The sequence below is a fragment of the Pseudomonas fluvialis genome (assembly GCF_002835605.1).
GTDB lineage: Bacteria > Pseudomonadota > Gammaproteobacteria > Pseudomonadales > Pseudomonadaceae > Aquipseudomonas > Aquipseudomonas fluvialis.
In genome coordinates, this window is sequence record NZ_PIYS01000014.1 from 59,935 (window position 1) to 80,394 (window position 20,460).

At 63.0% G+C, this 20,460-nt stretch carries 21 protein-coding genes; 12 read left to right on the plus strand and 9 right to left on the minus strand.

Annotated elements, in window-relative coordinates; genetic code table 11:
- The first annotated feature begins 49 nt into the window (after positions 1 to 49).
- Positions 50 to 1,366 (plus strand): branched-chain amino acid transport system II carrier protein, encoded by a 1,317-nt coding sequence (brnQ, locus tag CW360_RS08060; protein ID WP_101193344.1) that lies wholly within the window; start codon positions 50 to 52, stop codon positions 1,364 to 1,366.
- A gap of 12 nt (positions 1,367 to 1,378) precedes the next feature.
- Here the strand turns inward: brnQ and CW360_RS08065 are convergent, their stop codons facing one another.
- Positions 1,379 to 1,621 carry a hypothetical protein gene (locus tag CW360_RS08065; protein WP_093986377.1) on the minus strand — a complete coding sequence of 81 codons (243 nt, stop codon included), beginning with the start codon at positions 1,619 to 1,621 and terminating at the stop codon, positions 1,379 to 1,381.
- A 178-nt stretch (positions 1,622 to 1,799) separates the two neighbouring features.
- Here CW360_RS08065 and CW360_RS08070 point away from each other — a divergent pair, with 178 nt between their 5' ends.
- The 7 genes from CW360_RS08070 to CW360_RS08100 all read left to right on the plus strand — a co-directional run bounded on the left by CW360_RS08070 (position 1,800) and on the right by CW360_RS08100 (position 8,192).
- Positions 1,800 to 2,264, plus strand: coding sequence for an outer membrane lipoprotein (locus CW360_RS08070; protein WP_101193345.1), 465 nt, complete (start codon positions 1,800 to 1,802; stop codon positions 2,262 to 2,264).
- A 216-nt stretch (positions 2,265 to 2,480) separates the two neighbouring features.
- Positions 2,481 to 5,273: a monovalent cation/H+ antiporter subunit A gene (locus CW360_RS08075; RefSeq protein WP_101193346.1), complete on the plus strand. Its 2,793-nt coding sequence runs from the start codon at positions 2,481 to 2,483 to the stop codon at positions 5,271 to 5,273.
- A complete protein-coding gene (locus CW360_RS08080) occupies positions 5,273 to 5,602 on the plus strand; it encodes a Na+/H+ antiporter subunit C (RefSeq protein WP_101193347.1) in 330 nt (109 codons plus the stop codon). Before CW360_RS08075 ends, CW360_RS08080 begins: the two co-directional genes overlap by 1 nt.
- Positions 5,599 to 7,098 (plus strand): monovalent cation/H+ antiporter subunit D, encoded by a 1,500-nt coding sequence (locus tag CW360_RS08085; protein ID WP_101193348.1) that lies wholly within the window; start codon positions 5,599 to 5,601, stop codon positions 7,096 to 7,098. Before CW360_RS08080 ends, CW360_RS08085 begins: the two co-directional genes overlap by 4 nt.
- Entirely contained in the window at positions 7,095 to 7,592 is a 498-nt protein-coding gene (locus tag CW360_RS08090; protein WP_101193349.1) for a Na+/H+ antiporter subunit E, read from the plus strand. Before CW360_RS08085 ends, CW360_RS08090 begins: the two co-directional genes overlap by 4 nt.
- A complete protein-coding gene (locus CW360_RS08095) occupies positions 7,580 to 7,849 on the plus strand; it encodes a K+/H+ antiporter subunit F (RefSeq protein WP_093986383.1) in 270 nt (89 codons plus the stop codon). The genes CW360_RS08090 and CW360_RS08095 overlap by 13 nt, the downstream gene beginning before the upstream one ends.
- Before the next feature lie 10 nt (positions 7,850 to 7,859).
- Positions 7,860 to 8,192 carry a Na+/H+ antiporter subunit G gene (locus tag CW360_RS08100; protein ID WP_093986384.1) on the plus strand — a complete coding sequence of 111 codons (333 nt, stop codon included), beginning with the start codon at positions 7,860 to 7,862 and terminating at the stop codon, positions 8,190 to 8,192.
- A gap of 4 nt (positions 8,193 to 8,196) precedes the next feature.
- Here the strand turns inward: CW360_RS08100 and gap are convergent, their stop codons facing one another.
- Positions 8,197 to 9,195, minus strand: a complete 999-nt coding sequence (gene gap, locus CW360_RS08105) for a type I glyceraldehyde-3-phosphate dehydrogenase (RefSeq protein ID WP_101193350.1) — start codon at positions 9,193 to 9,195, stop codon at positions 8,197 to 8,199.
- A 104-nt stretch (positions 9,196 to 9,299) separates the two neighbouring features.
- Complete coding sequence (locus tag CW360_RS08110) at positions 9,300 to 9,959, minus strand: COG3650 family protein (protein WP_101193351.1); 660 nt, start codon at positions 9,957 to 9,959, stop codon at positions 9,300 to 9,302.
- 173 nt (positions 9,960 to 10,132) lie between these two features.
- Between CW360_RS08110 and CW360_RS08115 the strand changes: the two genes are divergently transcribed.
- Genes CW360_RS08115 through CW360_RS08130 form a run of 4 tightly spaced genes read left to right on the plus strand, consistent with a single transcriptional unit; the run spans position 10,133 to position 14,102 of the window.
- The gene (locus CW360_RS08115) at positions 10,133 to 10,927 is read left to right on the plus strand and encodes a PP2C family protein-serine/threonine phosphatase (protein ID WP_101193352.1); all 795 of its coding nucleotides are present in this window, start codon (positions 10,133 to 10,135) and stop codon (positions 10,925 to 10,927) included.
- Positions 10,924 to 12,825 (plus strand): serine/threonine-protein kinase, encoded by a 1,902-nt coding sequence (locus CW360_RS08120; RefSeq protein WP_245874689.1) that lies wholly within the window; start codon positions 10,924 to 10,926, stop codon positions 12,823 to 12,825. Before CW360_RS08115 ends, CW360_RS08120 begins: the two co-directional genes overlap by 4 nt.
- A 29-nt stretch (positions 12,826 to 12,854) precedes the next feature.
- Positions 12,855 to 13,703, plus strand: coding sequence for an FHA domain-containing protein (locus tag CW360_RS08125; protein WP_101193353.1), 849 nt, complete (start codon positions 12,855 to 12,857; stop codon positions 13,701 to 13,703).
- Entirely contained in the window at positions 13,704 to 14,102 is a 399-nt protein-coding gene (locus tag CW360_RS08130) for a DUF488 domain-containing protein (protein ID WP_101193354.1), read from the plus strand.
- 4 nt (positions 14,103 to 14,106) lie between these two features.
- Here the strand turns inward: CW360_RS08130 and sstT are convergent, their stop codons facing one another.
- The 6 genes from sstT to CW360_RS08160 all read right to left on the minus strand — a co-directional run bounded on the left by sstT (position 14,107) and on the right by CW360_RS08160 (position 20,307).
- Positions 14,107 to 15,324 (minus strand): serine/threonine transporter SstT, encoded by a 1,218-nt coding sequence (sstT, locus tag CW360_RS08135; RefSeq protein ID WP_101193355.1) that lies wholly within the window; start codon positions 15,322 to 15,324, stop codon positions 14,107 to 14,109.
- 135 nt (positions 15,325 to 15,459) lie between these two features.
- Positions 15,460 to 16,161 (minus strand): ABC transporter ATP-binding protein, encoded by a 702-nt coding sequence (locus CW360_RS08140; RefSeq protein ID WP_093986391.1) that lies wholly within the window; start codon positions 16,159 to 16,161, stop codon positions 15,460 to 15,462.
- Positions 16,161 to 16,928 carry a high-affinity branched-chain amino acid ABC transporter ATP-binding protein LivG gene (gene livG / locus CW360_RS08145; protein WP_093986392.1) on the minus strand — a complete coding sequence of 256 codons (768 nt, stop codon included), beginning with the start codon at positions 16,926 to 16,928 and terminating at the stop codon, positions 16,161 to 16,163. The genes CW360_RS08140 and livG overlap by 1 nt, the downstream gene beginning before the upstream one ends.
- Positions 16,925 to 18,184: a high-affinity branched-chain amino acid ABC transporter permease LivM gene (gene livM / locus CW360_RS08150; RefSeq protein ID WP_101193356.1), complete on the minus strand. Its 1,260-nt coding sequence runs from the start codon at positions 18,182 to 18,184 to the stop codon at positions 16,925 to 16,927. The genes livG and livM overlap by 4 nt, the downstream gene beginning before the upstream one ends.
- Complete coding sequence (gene livH / locus CW360_RS08155; protein WP_101193357.1) at positions 18,181 to 19,107, minus strand: high-affinity branched-chain amino acid ABC transporter permease LivH; 927 nt, start codon at positions 19,105 to 19,107, stop codon at positions 18,181 to 18,183. Before livH ends, livM begins: the two co-directional genes overlap by 4 nt.
- Positions 19,108 to 19,182: 75 nt before the next feature.
- Positions 19,183 to 20,307 carry a branched-chain amino acid ABC transporter substrate-binding protein gene (locus CW360_RS08160; protein ID WP_093986395.1) on the minus strand — a complete coding sequence of 375 codons (1,125 nt, stop codon included), beginning with the start codon at positions 20,305 to 20,307 and terminating at the stop codon, positions 19,183 to 19,185.
- Positions 20,308 to 20,460: the final 153 nt, after the last annotated feature.

Below are 20,460 nucleotides of genomic sequence, written 5' to 3' on the forward strand. Positions count from 1 at the left end.
GCCCGAGCACGCGCCCGAACCGAATACTTTCCGTGTGGTGCTAACGCTTATGAACCAATTGCGCAGCCAGGACCTGTTGGCCCTTGGCTTTATGACCTTTGCCCTGTTCCTCGGGGCAGGCAATATCATTTTCCCGCCCAGCGCCGGGCTGGCCGCAGGGGAAAACCTCGTGCAGGCCGCACTGGGCTTTCTGCTTACCGGAGTCGGTCTGCCCCTGTTGACCGTGGTAGCTCTGGCGCGTGTGGGCGGAGGCATGGATCGCCTGACCGCACCGCTAGGCAAAGTGGCCGGGAGCCTGCTGGCCGTGGCGGTCTACCTGGCAATCGGCCCGCTCTTCGCAACACCGCGCACTGCCGTGGTGTCTTTCGAAATGGGCGTGGTGCCTTTCGTTGGCAATAGCGCGCAGGCCTTGTTGATCTACACGCTGGTGTATTTTTCTGCGGTGTTGTTCCTGGCACTCAATCCCGGGCGCTTGGTCGATCGCATTGGTAAATTCATCACCCCGGTATTGCTGGCCGCCTTGCTGGTGCTGGGTGGCGCTGCGGCGTTTGCTCCGGCTGGAGAGATTGGCCAGGTGGCTGACAGCTATCGCGAGGCGCCGTTCGTGCAGGGCTTCCTGCAGGGCTATCTGACCATGGATACGCTCGGTGCACTGGTGTTCGGCATCGTTATCGCCACGGCTATTCGTGATCGTGGGGTCAGCGCAGCGGCGCTGGTAACCCGCTACTCGGTGATTGCCGGGGTAATAGCTGCCTGCGGTCTGTCGCTGGTTTACCTGGCGCTGTTCTATCTGGGGGCGACCAGCCAGGGCATTGCCGGTGAGGCGCAGAATGGCGTGCAGGTACTCACCGCGTATGTCCAGCACAGCTTTGGCACGTCAGGCAGCCTGTTGTTGGCGGTGGTTATTACCCTGGCCTGCCTGACCACCGCGGTAGGCTTGCTGACGGCCTGTGGTGAGTTTTTCAGCAATCTGTTGCCGGTGTCCTACCGCACAGTCGTCGTCGTGTTCGGTGTGTTCAGTCTGCTGGTGGCCAACCAGGGGCTGACCCAGTTGATCAGTGTTTCGATCCCTGTTTTGGTTGGACTCTATCCGCTGGCCATTGTGTTGGTGGCGCTGAGCCTGGCAGATCGTTTGTGGTTGTCGCCGGCGCGGGTGTTCGTGCCGGTGATGCTGGTGACGCTGCTGTTTGGGCTGTGCGACGGCCTGGCTGCGGCCGGCCTGAACGAATGGGTGCCGGCCTGGATTGGTGGGCTGCCTTTGGCCGAGCAGAGCCTGGGCTGGTTGTTGCCGGTACTGGCCATGTTGTTGGTGGCGGTACTGGTTGATCGCCTGCTCGGGCGCCCGCGCGTGGTTTGCCTGGGTTAAGCGGCGCGCCGCTCAGCGCGCTTGCTGGTGGTAGCTGGCAGCGGCCTGGCGCAGGAAGTTTTCCAGCGCTGCGCCGCGCAGCTTGCGTTGCTGGGCCTGTTGCAGTTGTTCGAGCATGAACGGGCGCATCTGTGGGTTGTCTGCAGCCATGGATAAGGCCAGGTCGCGTTGTGTCCACAGGCGGATGCGCCGGTATAACCAGTAATGGAAATACAGTCCGGCGGCCGTGGTGATGAAAATGATGAAGTAGTCCATGTGCGGCACTCCTGATGATTGGGCTGGCGGGAAAGAGCAGCTATTCTAGGGCCAGTTACGCCTTGCTGGCGTCTCGAAGAACACAAAGGATTGAACCAGATGCCGCTCGCCCTGCTCTAACAGGGTGCAGTCAAACAATGCATGGGCGCCAGAGGCGACCTGCCATAGGGAGAGAGTCATGGGTAAATCGATGTGGCTGGGTGTTACCCTCAGCGCCATGCTGCTGGGGATGGCTGGTTGTACCTCCAACCTGAGCGGCGATACCTACAGTCGGGATGAAGCACGCCGGGTGCAGACCGTGCGCCTGGGGACCATCGAGTCGTTACGTCCGGTGCAGATCGAAGGCACCAAGACGCCGATCGGCGCAGGGGCGGGTGCGGTGATCGGTGGTATCGGTGGCAGTAGCGTAGGTGGTGGTCGGGGCAGTGCCGTGGCCGCGGTGATCGGTGCAGTGGCTGGCGGCATGCTGGGTGCCGCTGCCGAGGAAGGCTTGACCCGCACCCAGGGTGTCGAGATCACCGTGCGCGAGGATGATGGCAGCCTGCGAGCCTATGTACAGGAAGTACAACCCAACGAAATCTTCCGTGTGGGCGACCGGGTCCGTATCCTCACGGTCAACGGCACTAGCCGCGTCGCACGCTGAACCTGCCGCCGCCCCTGTTCTGGGGCGGCTTTTCGTTCTGGCACGGCCTGTGCTAGAAAGCTATCTCATTGCGTGGCCTGTTGATCGGCATATGACGTTCAACGGCCACTCCGTTCGTGTTTGGAAATAATTGCGTACCTGACGATTGTCGTCAGGCTCGTGATAATCCGCGCTTTTGCCGAGTGCACCGCCGAGGTGCTTGGAGGATCACCCTAGATGACCCTGGCGCTGTTGATCGCCCTGCCGTTCCTTGGTGCCGGCCTGCCTTTGCTGGCCGAGCGTTATGGTCGTTCGCTGTGTGCCGTGGCAGCCGCCTTGGCACCCTTACTGGCTTTGGGGCTGCTGCTGGGGCAGGCGGGGGCGGTGATCGATGGCGCGCGTCCGAGCCTGTACTGGCAGTGGTTGCCGCAGTTGGGCCTCAACTTCAGCTTGCGCCTGGATGGCTTGGCGCTGCTGTTCGCCTTGCTAATCCTCGGTATTGGCTTGCTGGTCATCCTCTATGCACGTTATTACCTGGGCAAAGAAGAGCCCATGGGGCGCTTCTATGCCTATCTCCTGCTGTTCATGGGGGCGATGCTCGGGGTGGTGTTGTCATCCAACCTGTTGCTCATGCTGGTGTTCTGGGAGCTGACCAGCCTTTCGTCTTTCCTGCTCATTGGCTTCTGGGGGCAGCGTAGCGACGCTCGGCGTGGTGCGCGGATGGCCTTGACGGTGACAGCGGGTGGTGGCCTGGCGCTGCTGGCCGGTATCCTGCTGTTGGGGCATGTGGTCGGCAGCTTTGAGTTGCAGGATGTGCTGGCGGCCGGTGATCAGGTGCGGGCCCATGCGCTCTATCCCGTGTTGCTGGTACTGATCCTGCTGGGCGCTTTTACCAAGTCGGCGCAGTTTCCCTTCCATTTCTGGCTGCCACAGGCGATGGCGGCGCCTACCCCGGTTTCCGCTTACCTGCATTCGGCGACCATGGTGAAAGCCGGGGTATTCCTGTTGGCACGTCTCTATCCGGCATTGTCCGGGCATGAGCTTTGGTTCTATCTGGTCAGCCTGACGGGGCTGACCACCTTGCTGGTAGGCGCTTGCATGGCGCTATTCCAGCACGACCTGAAAGGCCTGCTGGCCTATTCGACGATTAGCCACCTGGGGCTGATTACCCTGTTGCTCGGGCTGGATTCGCGCTTGGCGGCGGTAGCGGCGATTTTTCATGTGATCAACCACGCCACCTTCAAAGCCTCGTTGTTCATGGCCGCCGGTATAATCGATCACGAGACGGGGAGCCGCGACATGCGGCGCATCAACGGCTTGTGGAAGTACATGCCACATACCGCGGTGCTGGCCATGGTGGCGTCTTCGGCGATGGCCGGGGTACCGCTGCTTAACGGTTTCCTGAGCAAGGAAATGTTTTTCGGGGAAACCCTCGACCAGCACATGCTGGGTAGCTTCAGTTGGCTGATTCCCGCAGCGGCGACCCTGGCCGGGGTGTTTTCGGTGGCCTACTCACTGCGTTTCATCCACGACGTGTTTTTCAATGGTGAGCCGATCAACCTGCCCAAATACCCGCCGCATGAGCCGCCACGCTACATGAAGGTGCCGGTCGAGGTGCTGGTGTTCCTTTGCCTGCTGGTTGGCATGCTGCCGGCTTATACCGTAGCGCCCTTGCTGGCGGTAGCTGCCGAGGCCAGTGTCAATGCTGCGTTGCCGAGCTACAGCCTGGCGATTTGGCATGGCTTCAATCTGCCTTTGGCAATGAGTGTGGTGGCATTACTGGGGGGGATTCTGGTCTATGCGCTGCGCCAGCCACTGTTTCGCTGGTATGCCGGCTTGCCCAGCGTGGACGCCAAGGACTTCTTCGAGCAGCAGGTGCAACGTCTTGTGGCGCTTTCAGGCTGGCTGACCGACAGGCTGGAAAACGGTTCGCTGCAACGCTATCTGGCCTGGATGATGCTGGCCGCCCTGGTGCTGGTGGCCGTCGCGCTGGAGCCGCTACCCAGTCTGGGGGGGACTTTGCCTCGCATGCCGCTGGATGGCATCACGGCGCTGGGCTTGCTGCTGCTGGCGCTGGCCGCATTGGCCACCGTGCTATTTCATCGCCAGCGCCTGGTGGCCTTGCTGGCGGTCGGCGTGGTGGGGCTGATGGTCAGCCTGCTGTTTACCCGCTACTCGGCGCCGGACCTCGCGCTGACCCAGTTGTCAGTCGAGGTGGTGAGCATGGTGTTGCTGATGCTTGCCCTGTTCTTCATGCCGGCCTATACCCCGCAGGAATCGAGCAGCCTGCGCGGCCTGCGCGATTTCCTGCTGGCCGGGGGGATTGGCACGCTGGTAGCTACGCTGGTCTATGCGGTGCTGACCCGGCCCTATGAGAACATTTCCGGATTCTTCATCGACAACAGCGTGCCGGGCGGCGGCGGCAAGAACGTGGTGAACGTTATCCTGGTGGACTTCCGCGGTTTCGATACGCTGGGTGAGATTACCGTGCTGGCGATTGCCGGTGTTGGCATCTACGCGTTGTTGCACGGCCTGCGCCTGTTCCAGCCGAGCACCGATGCACAGGGGCGCAGTTGGGCGCGTGACCGCCACCCGCTGGTGCTGGCCACCTTGTCGCGAATTTTGCTGCCGATGGCGTTGCTGGTCTCGGTGTTCATCTTCCTGCGCGGCCACAACCTGCCGGGTGGTGGCTTTATCGCCGGCCTGGTGACGGCTGTCGCGCTGATCCTGCAGTACGTGGCGATGGGCGTGCAGTGGACGCAGCAGCGCCTGCCCTTCAACTATCACCGTATGGCGGCTCTGGGGGTCATCCTGGCCACGCTGACCGGCCTGGGCAGCTGGCTGTTTGGCCGGCCATTCCTCACTACCGCCTTCGGTCACTTCAGCCTGCCGCTGGTGGGGGAATTCGAACTGGCCACGGCGATGCTCTTCGACCTGGGCGTGTATCTCACGGTAGTGGGTACCACGCTGCTGATTCTTGCCAACCTGGGCAAGCTGACTCAGGAACCCGCTACCAAGGAGGCAACCTGATGGAAGCGTTGTATGCCATCACGCTTGGCCTGCTGACGGCCTGTGGTGTCTATTTGCTGTTGCGTGCCCGCACCTTTGCCGTGGTACTTGGGCTGACGCTGATTTCCTATGCGGTCAACCTGTTCCTGTTTGCCATGGGGCGCCTGAAGAGCGGGGCGGCTGCGGTCATTGGCCAGTCCACTGAATATGCCGATCCCCTGCCGCAGGCGCTGGTGCTCACCGCCATCGTCATCGGCTTTGCCATGACCGCCTTTGTCGTGGTGCTGGCACTGCGCAGCCTGGCCGAGCAGGGCAATGATCATGTCGATGGCGAGGAGCCGCGCCCATGAACCATGCGCTGATCCTGCCTATCCTGCTGCCCCTGTTGAGTGGCGCCTTGCTGTTGTTTGCCGCGCGCCTGAATCTGCTACACCAGCGCCTGCTGTCCTGCCTGGCAACCTGGGCTTCGTTGCCGCTGGCCGGCTATCTGCTCTGGCAGGCTGACAGCGGGCAGCTGTACAGCTATGCGCTGGGAGACTGGCCTGCTCCTTTCGGTATTGCATTGTTGCTGGATCGCCTGGCAGCCCTGATGTTGCTGGTGACCGCGTTGCTGGCCAGTGTCGCGGTGTTCTATGCCTGCCGTGGTGATGATCAGCGCGGTGCCAACTTCCATGCACTGTTCCAGTTCCAGTTGCTGGGCATCAATGGCGCATTCCTGACGGCTGACCTGTTCAACCTGTTCGTCTTCTTCGAGATCCTGCTGATTGCCTCCTATGCCCTGTTGCTGCATGGCGCGGGCGCTGCGCGGGTGCGCGCGGGGCTGCACTATGTGGTGCTCAATCTGCTCGGCTCGTCGTTTTTCCTGATTGCCGTGGGGGTGCTTTATGGCATCTGCGGCACGCTGAACATGGCCGACCTGGCACGCCAGGTGGCCCAGGCTACGCCTGATCAGCAACCCTTGCTGGCCGCTGCGGGGCTGTTGCTGCTACTGGTGTTCGGCCTCAAGGCCGCCGTGCTGCCGCTGTACTTCTGGTTGCCGCGTGCCTACGCCGCCGCCAGTGCGCCGGTTGCCGCGTTGTTTGCGGTGATGACCAAGGTGGGTTTCTACGCCATTCTGCGTGTCTACACGCTGCTCTTTGGCAGTGCCGCCGGCGCGCTGGAAGGCCTCGGGCATGCCTGGCTGTGGCCGATGGCGTTGCTGACGCTGCTGCTGGCGGCGGTGGGTGCGCTGGCCGCGCGTAGCCTGGGTGTGCTGCTGGGCTATCTGGTACTGGTGTCGGTAGGCACCTTGCTGGCCGGCCTGGCCATGGGCCATGTCGAGGCGCTGAGTGCCAGTCTCTATTACCTGCTGCATAGTACCTGGCTGGCGGGTGGCCTGTTCCTGCTGGCTGATCTGATTGCCCGCCAGCGTGGCGACAAGGCCGGCGAATTGCAGCAGGGGCCGGCTATTCTGCAAGGCCGCCTGCTGGGTGGCTTGTTCTTCCTTGCGGCAATTGCCGTGGCTGGCCTGCCGCCTTTCTCGGGGTTTCTTGGCAAGCTGCTGTTGCTGCAAGCCACGCCCGCCGCGCAAGCCTTGTGGCTGTGGCCGCTGCTTCTGCTGGCCAGCCTGCTGGTGTTGGTGGCGCTGAGCCGCGCCGGCAGTACCCTGTTCTGGCGTACCGCGCGGGATGTGCACGGGCGTGCTGAGGTGGATGGCGGGCGTACCCTGGCTTGCGTCCTGTTGCTGTCTTGCAGTCCGCTTCTGGTGCTGCTGGCCGGGCCGGTGCTGGCCTATTGTGAGGCGACGGCGCGCCAGTTGCTCGATCTTGCCCCTTACCTGGCGCTGGTTTCCGGAGGTCGCACATGATCGCCCGCTGTTTGCCTCACCCTTGGCTAAGCCTGACGCTGTTGCTGGTCTGGCTGCTGCTGGTCAACGATTTCAGCGCTGGGCAATGGCTGCTGGGGGCTTTGCTGGGCGTGTTGATTCCCCTGCTCAGTCGCGTGTTGTGGATCAATCCGCCGCGTACGCATCAGCCCTGGCGACTGTTGCCGTTCTTTCTGCGCGTGCTGGGCGATATCGTCGTCGCCAACCTGCAGGTGTCCCGGCGTATCCTCGGTTCCATGGACGATCTGCAGCCAGCCTTCGTCGAAGTGCCGCTGGAGGTGCATGACGAGCTGGCCCTGACCCTGCTGACCAGCATCGTTTCGCTGACTCCGGGTACGGTGTCCGCCGATCTCTCCGATGACCGTCGTCGCCTGTTGCTGCATTGCCTGAATGTGCAGGACAGCGCGGCGCTGGTGGCGGAAATCAAGGCGCGCTATGAGGCGCCACTGCTGGAGGTATTCCCATGCTCAGCCTAGTGATCCCGCTGTGCCTGGTGCTGATCGGTCTGGCGGTGTTGCTGACGCTGGCCCGGCTGTTCAAGGGGCCTGACTTGCCGGATCGTATCCTCGCCCTGGATACCCTGTACATCAACGCCATTGCGCTGATCGTGCTGTTCGGTATCTGGCTGGGCTCGAACATCGTTTTCGAAGCGGCCTTGCTGATCGCCCTGATGGGCTTCGTCGGTACGGTGGCGGTCGCCAAATACCTGTTGCGCGGCGACATCATCGAATAAAGGAGGAGCTATGCATCCCTGGATCGAAGCGCTGGTGGCGCTGTTTCTCTTGCTCGGCAGCCTGTTCGCGCTGATCGGTGCCATCGGCCTGTATCGCCTGCCGGACTTCTATACGCGTCTGCATGGGCCGACCAAGGCTACCACCCTGGGAGTGGGTGGCATGGTCATCGCCTCGATGATCCACTTCAGCGTCAGTGAGCAGAGCCTCAGCTTGCACGAGTTGCTGATTACCCTGTTCTTGTTCATTACCGCGCCAGTCAGCTGCCACATGCTGGCCAAGGCTGCCTTGCAGCAGAAGCTGCCGATTCGCCCCGGTACAGGTGGTCAGCCCTGGGAACAGTGAACACTTAGCGAGCCAGCCAGTGCAGGCTGACATCCAGCATGCGGTTGGCAAAAGCCCATTCGTTGTCATACCAGGCCAGCAGCTTGACCAGTTTGCCCTGTACCCGGGTATGGTTGAGATCGACCACGCAGGACACCGGGTAGCCGGCAAAGTCGCAGGACACCAGCGGTAGCTCGTTGCACTCCATGACCCCCATTGGCAGCTGGCGCGCCAGGCGTTGCAGCGCGGCATTCAGCTCCTCGGCCGGCCGTGGACGCTGTACCTGCAGGCTGAGGTCGAGCAAGGACACTGCAGCTGTAGGCACCCGCACGGCAAGGCCATCCAGGCGTCCGGCCAGTTCCGGGAGAATCAGCCCGATGGTCTTGGCGGCGCCAGTACTGGTGGGGATCATCGACAGGCCCGCCGCACGTGCGCGATACGGATCGACATGCGTCTTGTCCAGCAGGTTCTGGTCGTTGGTGTAGGCATGCACGGTGGTCATCAGACCCTGCTCGATACCCAGCTCCTGATGCACCAGCATGGCCAGCGGCGCCAGGCAATTGGTGGTGCAGGACGCGTTGGAAACGATCTGCTGGCTGTTCAGCAGTGTGTGATTGACACCGTACACCACGCTCAGGTCGGCGCTGTCCAGTGGATGGGAGAGCAGCACCCGCGGGGCTCCGGCCTGCACATGCTGCTCGACCTGGGCGCGGCTCTTGAAGTTGCCGGAGCACTCCAGAACCAGATCCATGCCCAGCTCCGCCCAGGGTAGCTGTCGTGGATCGCGCTCGCGCAGCAGGCGAATCGACTGGCCGTTGACCTGCAGGATGTCGTCATGCTGGGCGACCCGTGCATTGAAACGGCCGAAGGTCGAGTCGAAGCGCGTCAGATGGCTGAGGGTGCTGGCATCCCCCAGGTCGTTGATGGCTTCCAGATGGATCTGCTGTTCCAGGCCGCGTTCAAAGAGTGCCCGCAGGATGGCACGGCCGATACGCCCGTAACCGTTGATGGCAATGCGTAACATGGCGAGCTCCTAGGCTTGCAGGTTTACCTGCAAGCCTAGTGGGCTGTCCGGCTAATTCAACTCGCCGCCCAGGCTACGCGGTTTTGCTCAGTCAGTAGCAGGCTTCAGCGGGCCTGGCGGGCGCCACCGAAATAAGCACAGCCGGTATGCCGCTGGCCATTCAGGCGCAGTTCGGCACGCAAGTGGCTGATCGCCCCCGTCATGCTGTCGACACAGCGCGCGCTGACCAGCCACAGCTGGATATCTTCGCCGTCAGCCTGGCTGCTGACCTGCAGGCGGCCGTCAGGAAGTTGCTCTTCGATGTAGGGCAGGGCCAGTGCGGGCTGTCCTGGGCGACTGAGCAGCAGGCCGCGTTGGCCCAGCTGGATCGACCAGGCCGGCTCGTTGCCCGTGGCGCGCAGCAGCAGGCGGGAGAACGCCACGTCGTTGCACGCGGGTCCTTCACCCTGCAGGCGCCAGCGCTGGGTGAGCTGCAACAGACCATCCTGCTGGGCAGCTGCCTGCAGGTAGCCACCGAGGTCGGCGAACAGTACCGGGCCGGCATCCTCGGCCAGACGTTGCAACTCCTGGTTGAATCCTGGCAGCTGGCGACTATCCAGCTGAAACAGGCGTGCTTCGCCACAAGGCCGCAACAACCACTGGCCATCCTGCAGACGTAACTGGCCTTGCAGGCGTACCTCGTCGGCGGGGGCGACGGGAGCTTCGCTGAACAGCTGGCAACCGCCGAGTAACAGGCTGGAGATGAATGCAAGTAGCAGGCGCATGATGGAGCTCCGGGAAAACCTCGGCGCAGGCTACCGGGCGTGGCTGGGTGGGGCAAGGCTGCTGATCTGCGAATTACTGCACGCTTTGACAGTTCCATGTGCCAGAGACTGGCCAGTCAGCGCCGTGCTGCGCATGATGTGCGACTGATTTTGCCGCGTGGATCGGTGTATTCATGACTCTCGCCAGCCCTTGCACCATGGCCTATTTTGCTGCGCTCAGCGATCCAGGGCAGCTGCGCCCGCATAACGAAGACAGCCTGCTGTGCCTGCCGCAACAACAGCTATGGGCCATCGCCGATGGCATGGGCGGTCACCAGCGTGGCGAAGTCGCCAGTGCCCTGGCGTTGCAGGTGCTGGCGGAGCGCGTACAGGCCGGCGATGAGCTGCTGCAGGCGACTGCGGCAGCGCATCAGGCGATCTGCCAGGCTGCCGAAGACGACCCGGCCAGCCAGGGCATGGGTACCACGCTGGTGGCGGTACGTTTGCAGGCGCAGCGCTTCCAGCTGGTCTGGGTGGGCGACAGCCGTGCCTACCGTGTTGGCCCGCAGCACATCGAGCAGCTCAGCCATGACCACAGCTGGGTGCAGAGCATGCTGGACATTGGCCAGCTGGATGCTGAACAGGCTCGTCAGCACCCACAGCGCAATCTGATCCTGCAGTGCCTCGGCCAGGTGGGCGCCGAGTTGCAGCCCGGCTGGCTGGAGGGCCAGTTGGCCGACAATGAAATCCTTCTGCTGTGCAGCGATGGCCTGAGCAGCGAGCTGGAGGACGCAGAGATTCTGGCCTGCTGCAACACGGCCGCGACGCTTGAAGAGCTGGTCAGCCAGCTGGTTGGCGCCGCGAATGCCGCAGGCGGGCGCGATAATATTTCCTGCCTGGTACTGGCGCCGGCGTTGGCCGCCCGTGCGCTGCCAGCCGACAAACCGGGGCTGCTAGGCCAATGGCTGGCAGCATGGCGCAACCTATGAATAGCCCGAGCAGCATGACCGACAGCGAGATCTTCATTCCCGGGTACAGCATCCATGGCCGCCTGGGCAAAGGCGGCATGGCCGAGGTTTACCTGGCGACCCAGCAAAGCCTGCAGCGCAAGGTGGCGATCAAGGTGCTGAGTGCCGGAACCGATCCGGCGTTGTGCATTCGTTTTATCCAGGAAGGGCACATCGTCGCTTCGCTGCATCATCCGTCGATCGTCACAATCTATGACATCAACCGGCTTGATGACGGTCGCCACTACATGGCCATGGAGTACCTGCCGGGCGGCGACCTGGCTGCACACAAGGGTGAAGTGTTTGCCCCGCAGCGTGCCCTGAAGATCGTCCAGCAAATCGCCAGCGCCCTGGCGGTCGTGCATGAGAAGGGGCTGGTACACCGTGACATCAAACCGGCCAATATCCTTTTTCGCACGCCCGACACGGCAGTACTCACCGACTTCGGGATTGCCAAGGAAGTGCAGCTGGACAGCGACATGACCCAGTGCGGTGTGGCGGTTGGCAGCCCGGCCTACAGCAGCCCAGAACAGACCCAGTGCCAGCGACTGGATGCGCGTAGCGATATCTACAGCCTGGGGGTGATCCTCCTCGAGATGCTCACCGGCAAGAATCCCTATCGCGGCGCCAACTATCCGCTGACCGTGCTCAACCATTTGCAGATGCCCATGCCGGTGCTGCCGGACAGCCTGGCGATGTTCCAGGCGGTGCTGGAACGCATGCTCGCCAAGGACCCGGCGCAGCGCTTTGCCGGTTGCGCCGAGCTGCTCAAGGCGCTCGGGCAGATCGAGCTGCATGACCTGGATGCCACCCAGCTGCTTCCGGCTGTGCCGCTCAAGGCGGCCAGCCCTGCGCCTGTCAGGCCGGCGCGTAGCCCGCAGCGGCGCCGCTGGCTGTTGCCAGCGACGACTGCGCTGGTAGCGCTGCTTACCCTGTTGGCCAGTGGGCTGTACCTGCGTCAGCAGTGGCAGCTTGCCGAGTGGCTGGCGCTGGGCGAGCAGCGTCTGGCGGAGGGGCGCTGGATAGAGCCGGCCGAGGACAGTGCCGAGCATTATTTCAATGCGGTACTGGCGCAACGCCCACAGCATGCCGAAGCGCTGTCTGGTTTGCGGCGTTTGCGTGATGCACGGGTAGCCGCCGCGTTGCTGCTAGGTGAGCAGCGCTTGAGCGAGGGCCAGTTGATCGAGCCGGCTGGCGATAGCGCGCGTGATCATTTCCAGCTGGCGTTGAATCTGGATAGCGACAGTGCAGCAGCGGCCACGGGTTTGCAACGTGTCCAGCAGGCGCGTATCCAGGCCTGGCTGGATCTGTTCAATCAGCGCCTGGCCAGTGGCCACTGGCAGACACCGGCTGATGACAGTGCCGAGTTCTACCTGCAGCTGGCACAAACCCTGGATGCCAGTGATGCACAGGTACTGGCTGCCGCGGCCGCACTGCAGCAGGCGCGTATCAATGCCCTGCTCGAGCAGGCGCGAGCCAGCCTGGCGGACAAGCGCCTGCTGCTGCCGGAGGATGACAGTGCGGTCTATTACTATCGCCAGGTGTTGCTCCTGCAAGCCGATCAGGCGGATGCCCTGGCGGGTCTGGAGCGCGTTGCGCAGATGTATCGTGAGCTGGCTCAGGCCGCCTATGCGCGGGGAGACTTTCCGGCCGCGCTGGCGATGATTGAGCGGGGCCTGCAGGTGCAGCCCGAGCACGGCGAATTGCGGCGCCTCAAGCGCGAACACCAGGGCTTGCTTAATGCGGCCAGGGCCGCGCGCAACGAGCGCAGCCAGCGTGTCGAGCCGGTAGCTGTTGCGCCGGCCAGCGAACCGGCCGAGCCACAGGCGACAGCTCCCAATCCGGTCAAGCGGCTGTGGAACAGCCTGTTTGGCAACTGAAACGCTGACAGAAGAACAACTAGATCATCATGCTCAAACTGCATTTCAAAGACGCTCGCCAGGCACCTCTGTGGCTAACCGAGGAGCGCTTCACCCTGGGGCAGGATCCGCGTAACCAGCTACAGCTGGATGACCCTGGAATCAGTGCATTTCATGCCGAGATTCGTCAGGAACAGGGTTATTACTACCTGTCCGATTGTGGCAGCCTGGCTGGCACCTGGGTCAACGAAGAGCGGGTGACCACCGGCCTGCAGTTGCGCAGTGGTGATCAGATCCGCCTGGCCAGTGTCGAGTTGCAGGTGCTTGATCCGGTCAAGCAGTCAACAGCGCCGCGCGCTGCTGCGGGCGGCTGGTCCTTGCAGGTGCTCAAGGGCGAGCGTGAGGGCAGCAAGTATCCGGTCAATGCCGCGCTGACGCTGGGACGTGCCAGTGATTGCGAACTGTGCTTCGCCGGTGATCAGCAGTTGTCGCGGCGGCACTGCCAGTTCTATCTCAAGGAGGGCGGACTGCATTTCAAGGACCTCGGCTCGGCCAATGGTGTGCTGCTCAACCAGCAACCGAGCAAGGCGGCGCCGCTGCATGCCGGCGACCAGCTGCAGCTGGGCTCCATGAGCCTGCTGGTGATAGGCCCCAAGATCACTCAGCACAGCGCCGAGGAGGATCAGGATGCCACGCGCTTCATGCCCATGGTCAGTGCCCCCCGTGCACCAGTACAGCGCCAGAGCAGTCGCGGTGCGGCGGTCAATCCGGCCCGCGCCAGTGCAGCGGACACGCCGCCAAGCGGGGCCGAGCCTGTGCGCCGTGGAGCCCCCTGGCCTTTGCTCGCCGCCCTGCTGCTGGTCGTTGCAGGCGCCGCGTGGGTGTTGTTGGGACGCTAGGTGATCAGTCTGTGTCGAGTCCAGCAGCTGCCCGAGGCGTTGCCCGGCCGCTGGCTGCTGGTCGATCGTCTGTGGCCTCGCGGCTTCAGTCGTGAACGGCTGCAGGTGCTGCAGTGGATGCCGGGCCTGGCACCCAGCCATGCGCTGCGTCGAGCCTTTCACCAAGATGATGATTTTGCGGCGTTTCGCCTGGCCTATCGGCGCGAACTGGCAGCGCAACCGGGCCTCTGGTGGGGCTTGCTGGACAGTGCCGAGCGAGGCGAGCTGACGTTGTGCAGCGCAGTACGCGACCTGCCGCGTAGCCATGTCGGGGTGCTTGCCGATTGGCTGGATGAAGCACTGGAGCGGCGTGGGCCGCCCAGTTCGTCCGTTTGCTATAGCGGCTTGCCGCCCGAGTAGCTGATCAGGCCTGACGCCGCTCGTCGGCCTGGCAGGCTGCGGCGGTGAACAGTACGTCGGTCGAGGAGTTGAGGGCGGTTTCCGCACTGTCCTGCACGATACCGATGATGAAACCGATGGCCACCACCTGCATGGCCGTCTCCGCATCAATGCCGAACAGACTGCAGGCCAGCGGAATCAGCAGCAGCGAACCCCCGGCTACGCCCGAGGCGCCGCAGGCGCATACCGCAGAAACCACGCAGAGCAGCAGTGCGCTGGGCAGATCCAGGTTGATGCCCAGGGTGTGTGCGGCCGCCAGGCTGAGTACGCTGATGGTGATGGCTGCGCCGGCCATATTGATGGTGGCGCCCAGCGGAATGGATACCGCATAGGTGTCTTCATGCAGGCCAAGGCGTTCGCACAGTGCCAGATTGACCGGTACGTTGGCCGCCGAACTGCGCGTGAAGAAGGCCGTGATGCCGCTTTCACGCAGGCAGGTAAAGACCAGTGGATAGGGGTTGCGACGAATCAGGCTGAATACGATTAGGGGGTTGACCACCAGCGCCACGAACAACATGCAGCCGACCAGCACCAGCAGCAGTCGCGCATAGCCGGCCAGTGCCGCCAGGCCGGCATCGGCCAGGGTGCTGGCGACCAGGCCGAATACGCCCAGCGGCGCACAGCGAATCACCACGCGAACGATCAGGCTGACACCGTGCGACAGGTCGCTAAACAGGTTGCGCGTGCTGGCGCTGCCGTGGCGCAGGGCAATGCCCAAGCCGATGGCCCAGGCCAGGATGCCAACAAAATTGCCGCGCAGCAGGGCATTGATGGGGTTGTCCACCAGATTCATGGCCAGTGTCTTGAGTACTTCGGCAATGCCCCCGGGCGGTGTGCTGCCGCTGGCGGCTTCGCGGAGTACCAGGGTCGTTGGCCACAGGCTACTGGCCAGTACGGCGACCATGGCGGCGGCCAGGGTGCCGATAACATAAAGCAGGAGAATCGGGCGGATATGGGTTGGCTGGCCGGGCGTGTGGTTGGCGATGGCCGAGGCAACCAGGATGAATACCAGGATGGGCGCGACGGCCTTGAGCGCGGCGATGAACAGGCTGCCGAGGAAGCTGACCTGGGCGGTGGCCTGGGGGAAGAACAGGGCCAGGGCGATGCCGGCGAGCAGGCCAAGGGCAATCTGTGCGACCAGGCTGGTGCGCTCGATGAAATGCAGGAGGGGACGAAGAAGCATGGCTAGGTGTTCCTGTGCGGGCAACCGGGCGCGTAGCACGGTGCGAAACGAGCGCCGTCATGCGGCGCTCGGTGAAAGACTGGCCGGAGGGATTGCCGCCGCTGCCAGTCGTTGGTTTTCGCAGGTCCGGCGGACTCAACCGCCGAGGTAGGCGTCGCGCACCTTGGGGTCGTGCAGCAGATCGTGGCCGCTGCCCTGCATGACGATATGGCCATTTTCCAGCACGTAGGCCCGGTCAGCCAGCTTGAGTGCCTGGTTGGCATTCTGCTCGACGAGGAAGATGGTCACGCCTTCCTCGCGCAACTGCTCGATGATCTGGAAAATCTGCTGGATGATGATCGGTGCCAGGCCCAGCGAGGGCTCGTCGAGCAGCAGCAGGCGGGGCTTGCTCATCAGCGCCCGGCCAATCGCCAGCATTTGCTGTTCACCGCCGCTCATGGTGCCGGCGCGCTGGTCGTAGCGTTCCTTGAGGCGCGGGAACAGATGCAGCACCTTGTCCAACTGGGCCTGGTTGTCGGCCTTGCTGCCAAAGAAGCCGCCCATGGCCAGGTTTTCCTCGACGGTCAGGCGGGCGAACACGCGACGCCCTTCCGGCACTACGGCAATGCTCTTGCGCATGATGGCGGCGGAGTCCAGACCGATCAGCTCCTCGCCTTCATAGCGGATACTGCCGCTGGCCGCGCGCGGGTCGCCACACAGGGTCATCAGCAGGGTCGACTTGCCGGCACCGTTGGCACCGATCAGCGTAACAATTTCGCCTTTCTGCACTTCCAGGCTGATGTCATGCAGGGCCTGGATCTTGCCGTAGAACGTGCAGACATTTTCAAAACGCAGCATCAGGCTTCTCCCAGATAGGCTTTGATCACATCGGGGTTGTTATGCACCTGTTGCGGTGTGCCGTCGGCCAGGGGGGTGCCCTGGTTGATCACGTAGATGTGGTCGGAAATGCTCATCACCAGCTTCATGTCGTGCTCGATCAGCAATACGCTCACCGCATGCTGGTCGCGCAGCAGGCTGATTAGCGCCTTGAGATCGTCGGTTTCCTTGGGGTTGAGGCCGGCGGCCGGCTCATCGAGCATGAGCAGACTCGGCTTGGTCATCATGCAGCGGGCGATTTCCAGGCGGCGCTGCTGGCCATAGGCGAGGGTGCCGGCCGGCCGGTTGGCGACGTCCAGCAAGTCGACCTGTTCCAGCCAGTAGGCGGCCAGCTGCATGGCCTCGCGTTCGCTGCGGCGGAATCCTGGAGTTTTCAGCAGGCCGGCGAGGAAGTTGGTGTTGAGGTGCATGTGCTGGGCGACCAGCAGGTTTTCCACCGCGGTCATTTCCTTGAACAGACGCACATGCTGGAAGGTGCGCACCATGCCCTTGCGGGCGATGCGGAAGCCGGGTAGCCCGGACACTTCCTCCCCCTGGAAGCGTACGCTGCCCGAGGTGGGTTGATAAAAACCGGTGAGGCAGTTGAACACGGTGGTCTTGCCGGCGCCGTTGGGGCCGATGATCGAGACCACCTGGCCCTTGTCGATGCGCAGGGCGACATTATTGACGGCCAGCAGGCCACCAAAGCGCATGGTCAGGCCGGAGACTTCTAACAGGGCTTGGCTCATGTGCGCAGCTCCAGATGCGGACGTTTCATCGGCAGCAACCCTTGTGGGCGCCAGATCATCATGACCACCATCAGCAGCCCGAACAGCAGCATGCGGTACTCGTTGAACTCGCGTGCCAGTTCCGGCAGCACGGTCATCACGATGGCGGCGAGGATCACCCCGAGCTGCGAGCCCATGCCGCCGAGCACGACGATGGCGAGGATGATCGCCGACTCGATGAAGGTGAAGGACTCAGGGCTGATGAAGCCCTGACGGGCGGCGAAGAAGCACCCGGCAAAGCCGGCAAAGGTGGCGCCGATGGTGAAGGCGGTCAGCTTGATGTGCGTCGGGTTGAGGCCCAGCGCGCGGCAGGCAATCTCGTCTTCGCGCATGGCTTCCCAGGCGCGTCCCAGCGGCATGCGCAACAACCGGTTGATGACGAACAGGGTGGCGAGTACCAGAGCCAGGGCCAGCAGGTAAAGGAACATCACCCGGTGGTTGGTGTTGAAGGCGATGCCGAAGAATTCATGGAAGGTCTGTGCGCCTTCCGCTGCGCGGCGGTTGAACTCCAGACCGAACAGAGTGGGCTTGTCGATGCCGCCAATGCCGTTGGGACCGTTGGTCAGCCAGGTCATGTTGTTCAGCAGGATACGGATGATCTCGCCAAAGCCGAGGGTGACGATGGCCAGGTAGTCACCGCGCAGGCGCAGCACCGGGAAGCCGAGCAGGAAGCCGAACAGCGCGGCGAGGGCACCGGCAGCCACCAGGCCGGTCCAAAAACCCACCTGAAAGTACATGGCCAACAAGGCATAGCTGTAGGCGCCGACTGCGTAGAAGCCCACGTAGCCGAGGTCCAGCAGGCCGGCCAGGCCGACCACGATGTTCAGGCCCAGGCCGAGCATCACGTAGATCAGCACCAGGGTGGCCAGGTCGATGGCGCCGCGGTTGGCAAAGAACGGGAAGACGATCGCCGCGGCAATCACGAAACACCAGAACAGCCGGCGTACCGCGACCAGTTCACTCAGCTGGCTGATACCGCCCGGCACGCCCGGCAGTGCTGGCAGGCGCCCGCGTGCCGCATCGATCCAGTCGCGCAGGAGGTTGAAGAGGAAGATGAACAGGCCGGCGCCGGCCATTTTCCACAGTACGTCGGGCGTCGCACCGCTGAGGCTCAGGCTGGTGCCTTGCTGCTCCAGGCGTACGCCCAGCAACAGGCCGGTGAGGGCTACCACCACAGTCAGCGAGAGCAGGGCGGCTTTGAAATGCAAACGCTTCATACCTTCTCTACCTCCGGGCGGCCGAGGATGCCGGTCGGACGGAACAACAGGATCAGGATCAACAGACTGAAGGCCACCACGTCTTTGTATTCGGTGCTGAAGTAACCGGCGGTGATAGCCTCGGTAACGCCCAGTAGCAGGCCGCCGAGCACCGCCCCCGGAATGCTGCCGATGCCGCCCAGTACGGCCGCGGTGAACGCCTTGAGACCGGCCATGAAGCCGATGTAGGGGTTGATTACCCCGTAGTACAGGCTGAGCAGTACGCCGGCCACGGCAGCCAGCGCGGCGCCGATGACGAAGGTCAGGGCGATCACGTTGTTGGTGTTGATGCCCAGCAGGTTGGTCATCTTGATGTCTTCGGCACAGGCGCGGCAGGCGCGGCCCATGCGCGAACGGGAGATGAACAGGGTCAGGGCAGTCATGGTGATGAAGGTGACGATGAAGATCACCAACTGCATGTACGACAGGGTGGCGTGGAAGCCTTCCTCCGGGCCGATGCTCCAGCCGCCGGTGATCAGGCTGGGCATGGCGATGTCGCGTGAACCCTGGGCCAGACGCACCACATTCTGCAGGAAGATCGACATGCCGATGGCCGAGATCAGCGGGATCAGGCGGTTACCACCGCGTAGTGGGCGATAGGCGACGCGTTCGATGCTGAAGCCGTAGGCGCTGGTGACGATCATGCTGATGGCAAAGGCGCCGATCAGCATCAGCGGTAGTGAGTCGAGGCCCAGCAAGGCCAGCGCGGCGAGGACGATGAAGGCAATGTAGCTGCCGATCATGTACACCTCGCCGTGGGCGAAGTTGATCATGCCGATGATGCCGTAGACCATGGTGTAGCCAATGGCGATCAGCGCATAGGTGCTGCCCACGGTCAGGCCGTTGAGCAACTGCTGGATAAAGTAGTACAGGGGTTCGGTCATAACTGCGTAACCTGCAAGAGCGGACAGACAAAGCCCACTGCGCGAGCAGTGGGCTTTGTGTTCAGGCGGGGCGGGTTATTCGCCGAGAGCGGTCTTGGTGCCGTTGGCGTGCCACTGATAGACCACGAAGCTGAAGTCCTTCAGGTCGCCTTTCTCGTCGAAGGCCAGCGTGCCGGTGGGGGTGTCGAAGCTGGTGCTGCGAATGGCTTCGGCAACCTTGTCGGTGTCGGTGCTGCCGGCTTTCTGGATGCCTTCGGCAATCACTTGCACGGCGGCATAGGCGGGGAACACGAACGGACCGCTCGGGTCTTCTTTCTTGGCCTTGAAGGCTTCGACCAGATGAGCGTTCTTCGGATCTTCATCGAACGCCTTGGGCAGAGTAACCAGCATGCCTTCCGAGGCTTCGCCGGCGATGGCCGAGATGTCGGCGTTACCCACGCCTTCCGGACCCATGAACTTGGCATTCAGGCCCTGCTCCTTGGCTTGGCGCAGGATCAGGCCCAGTTCCGGGTGGTAGCCACCGTAGTAGACGAAGTCGACATTCTGACGCTTGAGCTTGGCAATCAGTGCGGAGAAGTCCTTGTCGCCGGCGGTCACGCCTTCGAACAGGGCGACCTTGTAGCCGGCGGCTTCGACGGTCTGCTTGACCGCCGTGGCGATGCCTTCGCCGTACTGCTGCTTGTCATGTACCACGGCAATGTTCTTCGGCTTGACCTGCTCGGCAATGTACTTGCCGGCGGTAGGGCCCTGCAGGCTGTCCAGGCCGATGGTGCGGAATACCAGCTGGTAGCCGCGCGCGGTGATTTCCGGGCTGGTGGAGGCCGCGGTAATCATCAGAATGCCTTCGTCTTCGTAAATGTCCGAAGCGGGCTGAGTGGAGCTTGAGCAAAGGTGGCCGACCACGAACTGCACGCCGTCATTGACGATCTTGTTGGCTACCGCAACGGCCTGCTTGGGATCGCAGGCGTCGTCATAGACCACGCCTTCCAGCTGTGCGCCGTTGACGCCGCCGGCCTTGTTGATCTGCTCGATGGCCATCTTGGCGCCGATGAACTGCATGTCACCGTATTGCGCCACGGCACCGGTCACCGGACCGGCCATGGCGATCTTGATGGTGTCGGCGGCAACGGAGTAGCTGGCCATGCCGGCCAGGGCCATGGCTGCGAACAGCTTGGATACGTGCTTGGTAGCCTTGTTCATAGTGCTCCACTCATGGTTGGTCATTGTTCTGTTGCGGATCTGCACCGGCCTGCTGGCAGGGCAATGGCGGCTTCGACGACGCTCGGAAGGGTCGAAAAAACTGTACCGGTACAGTGTAGGGGGCTGTCCAACGCCTTGAAAAGCGTGCAAATC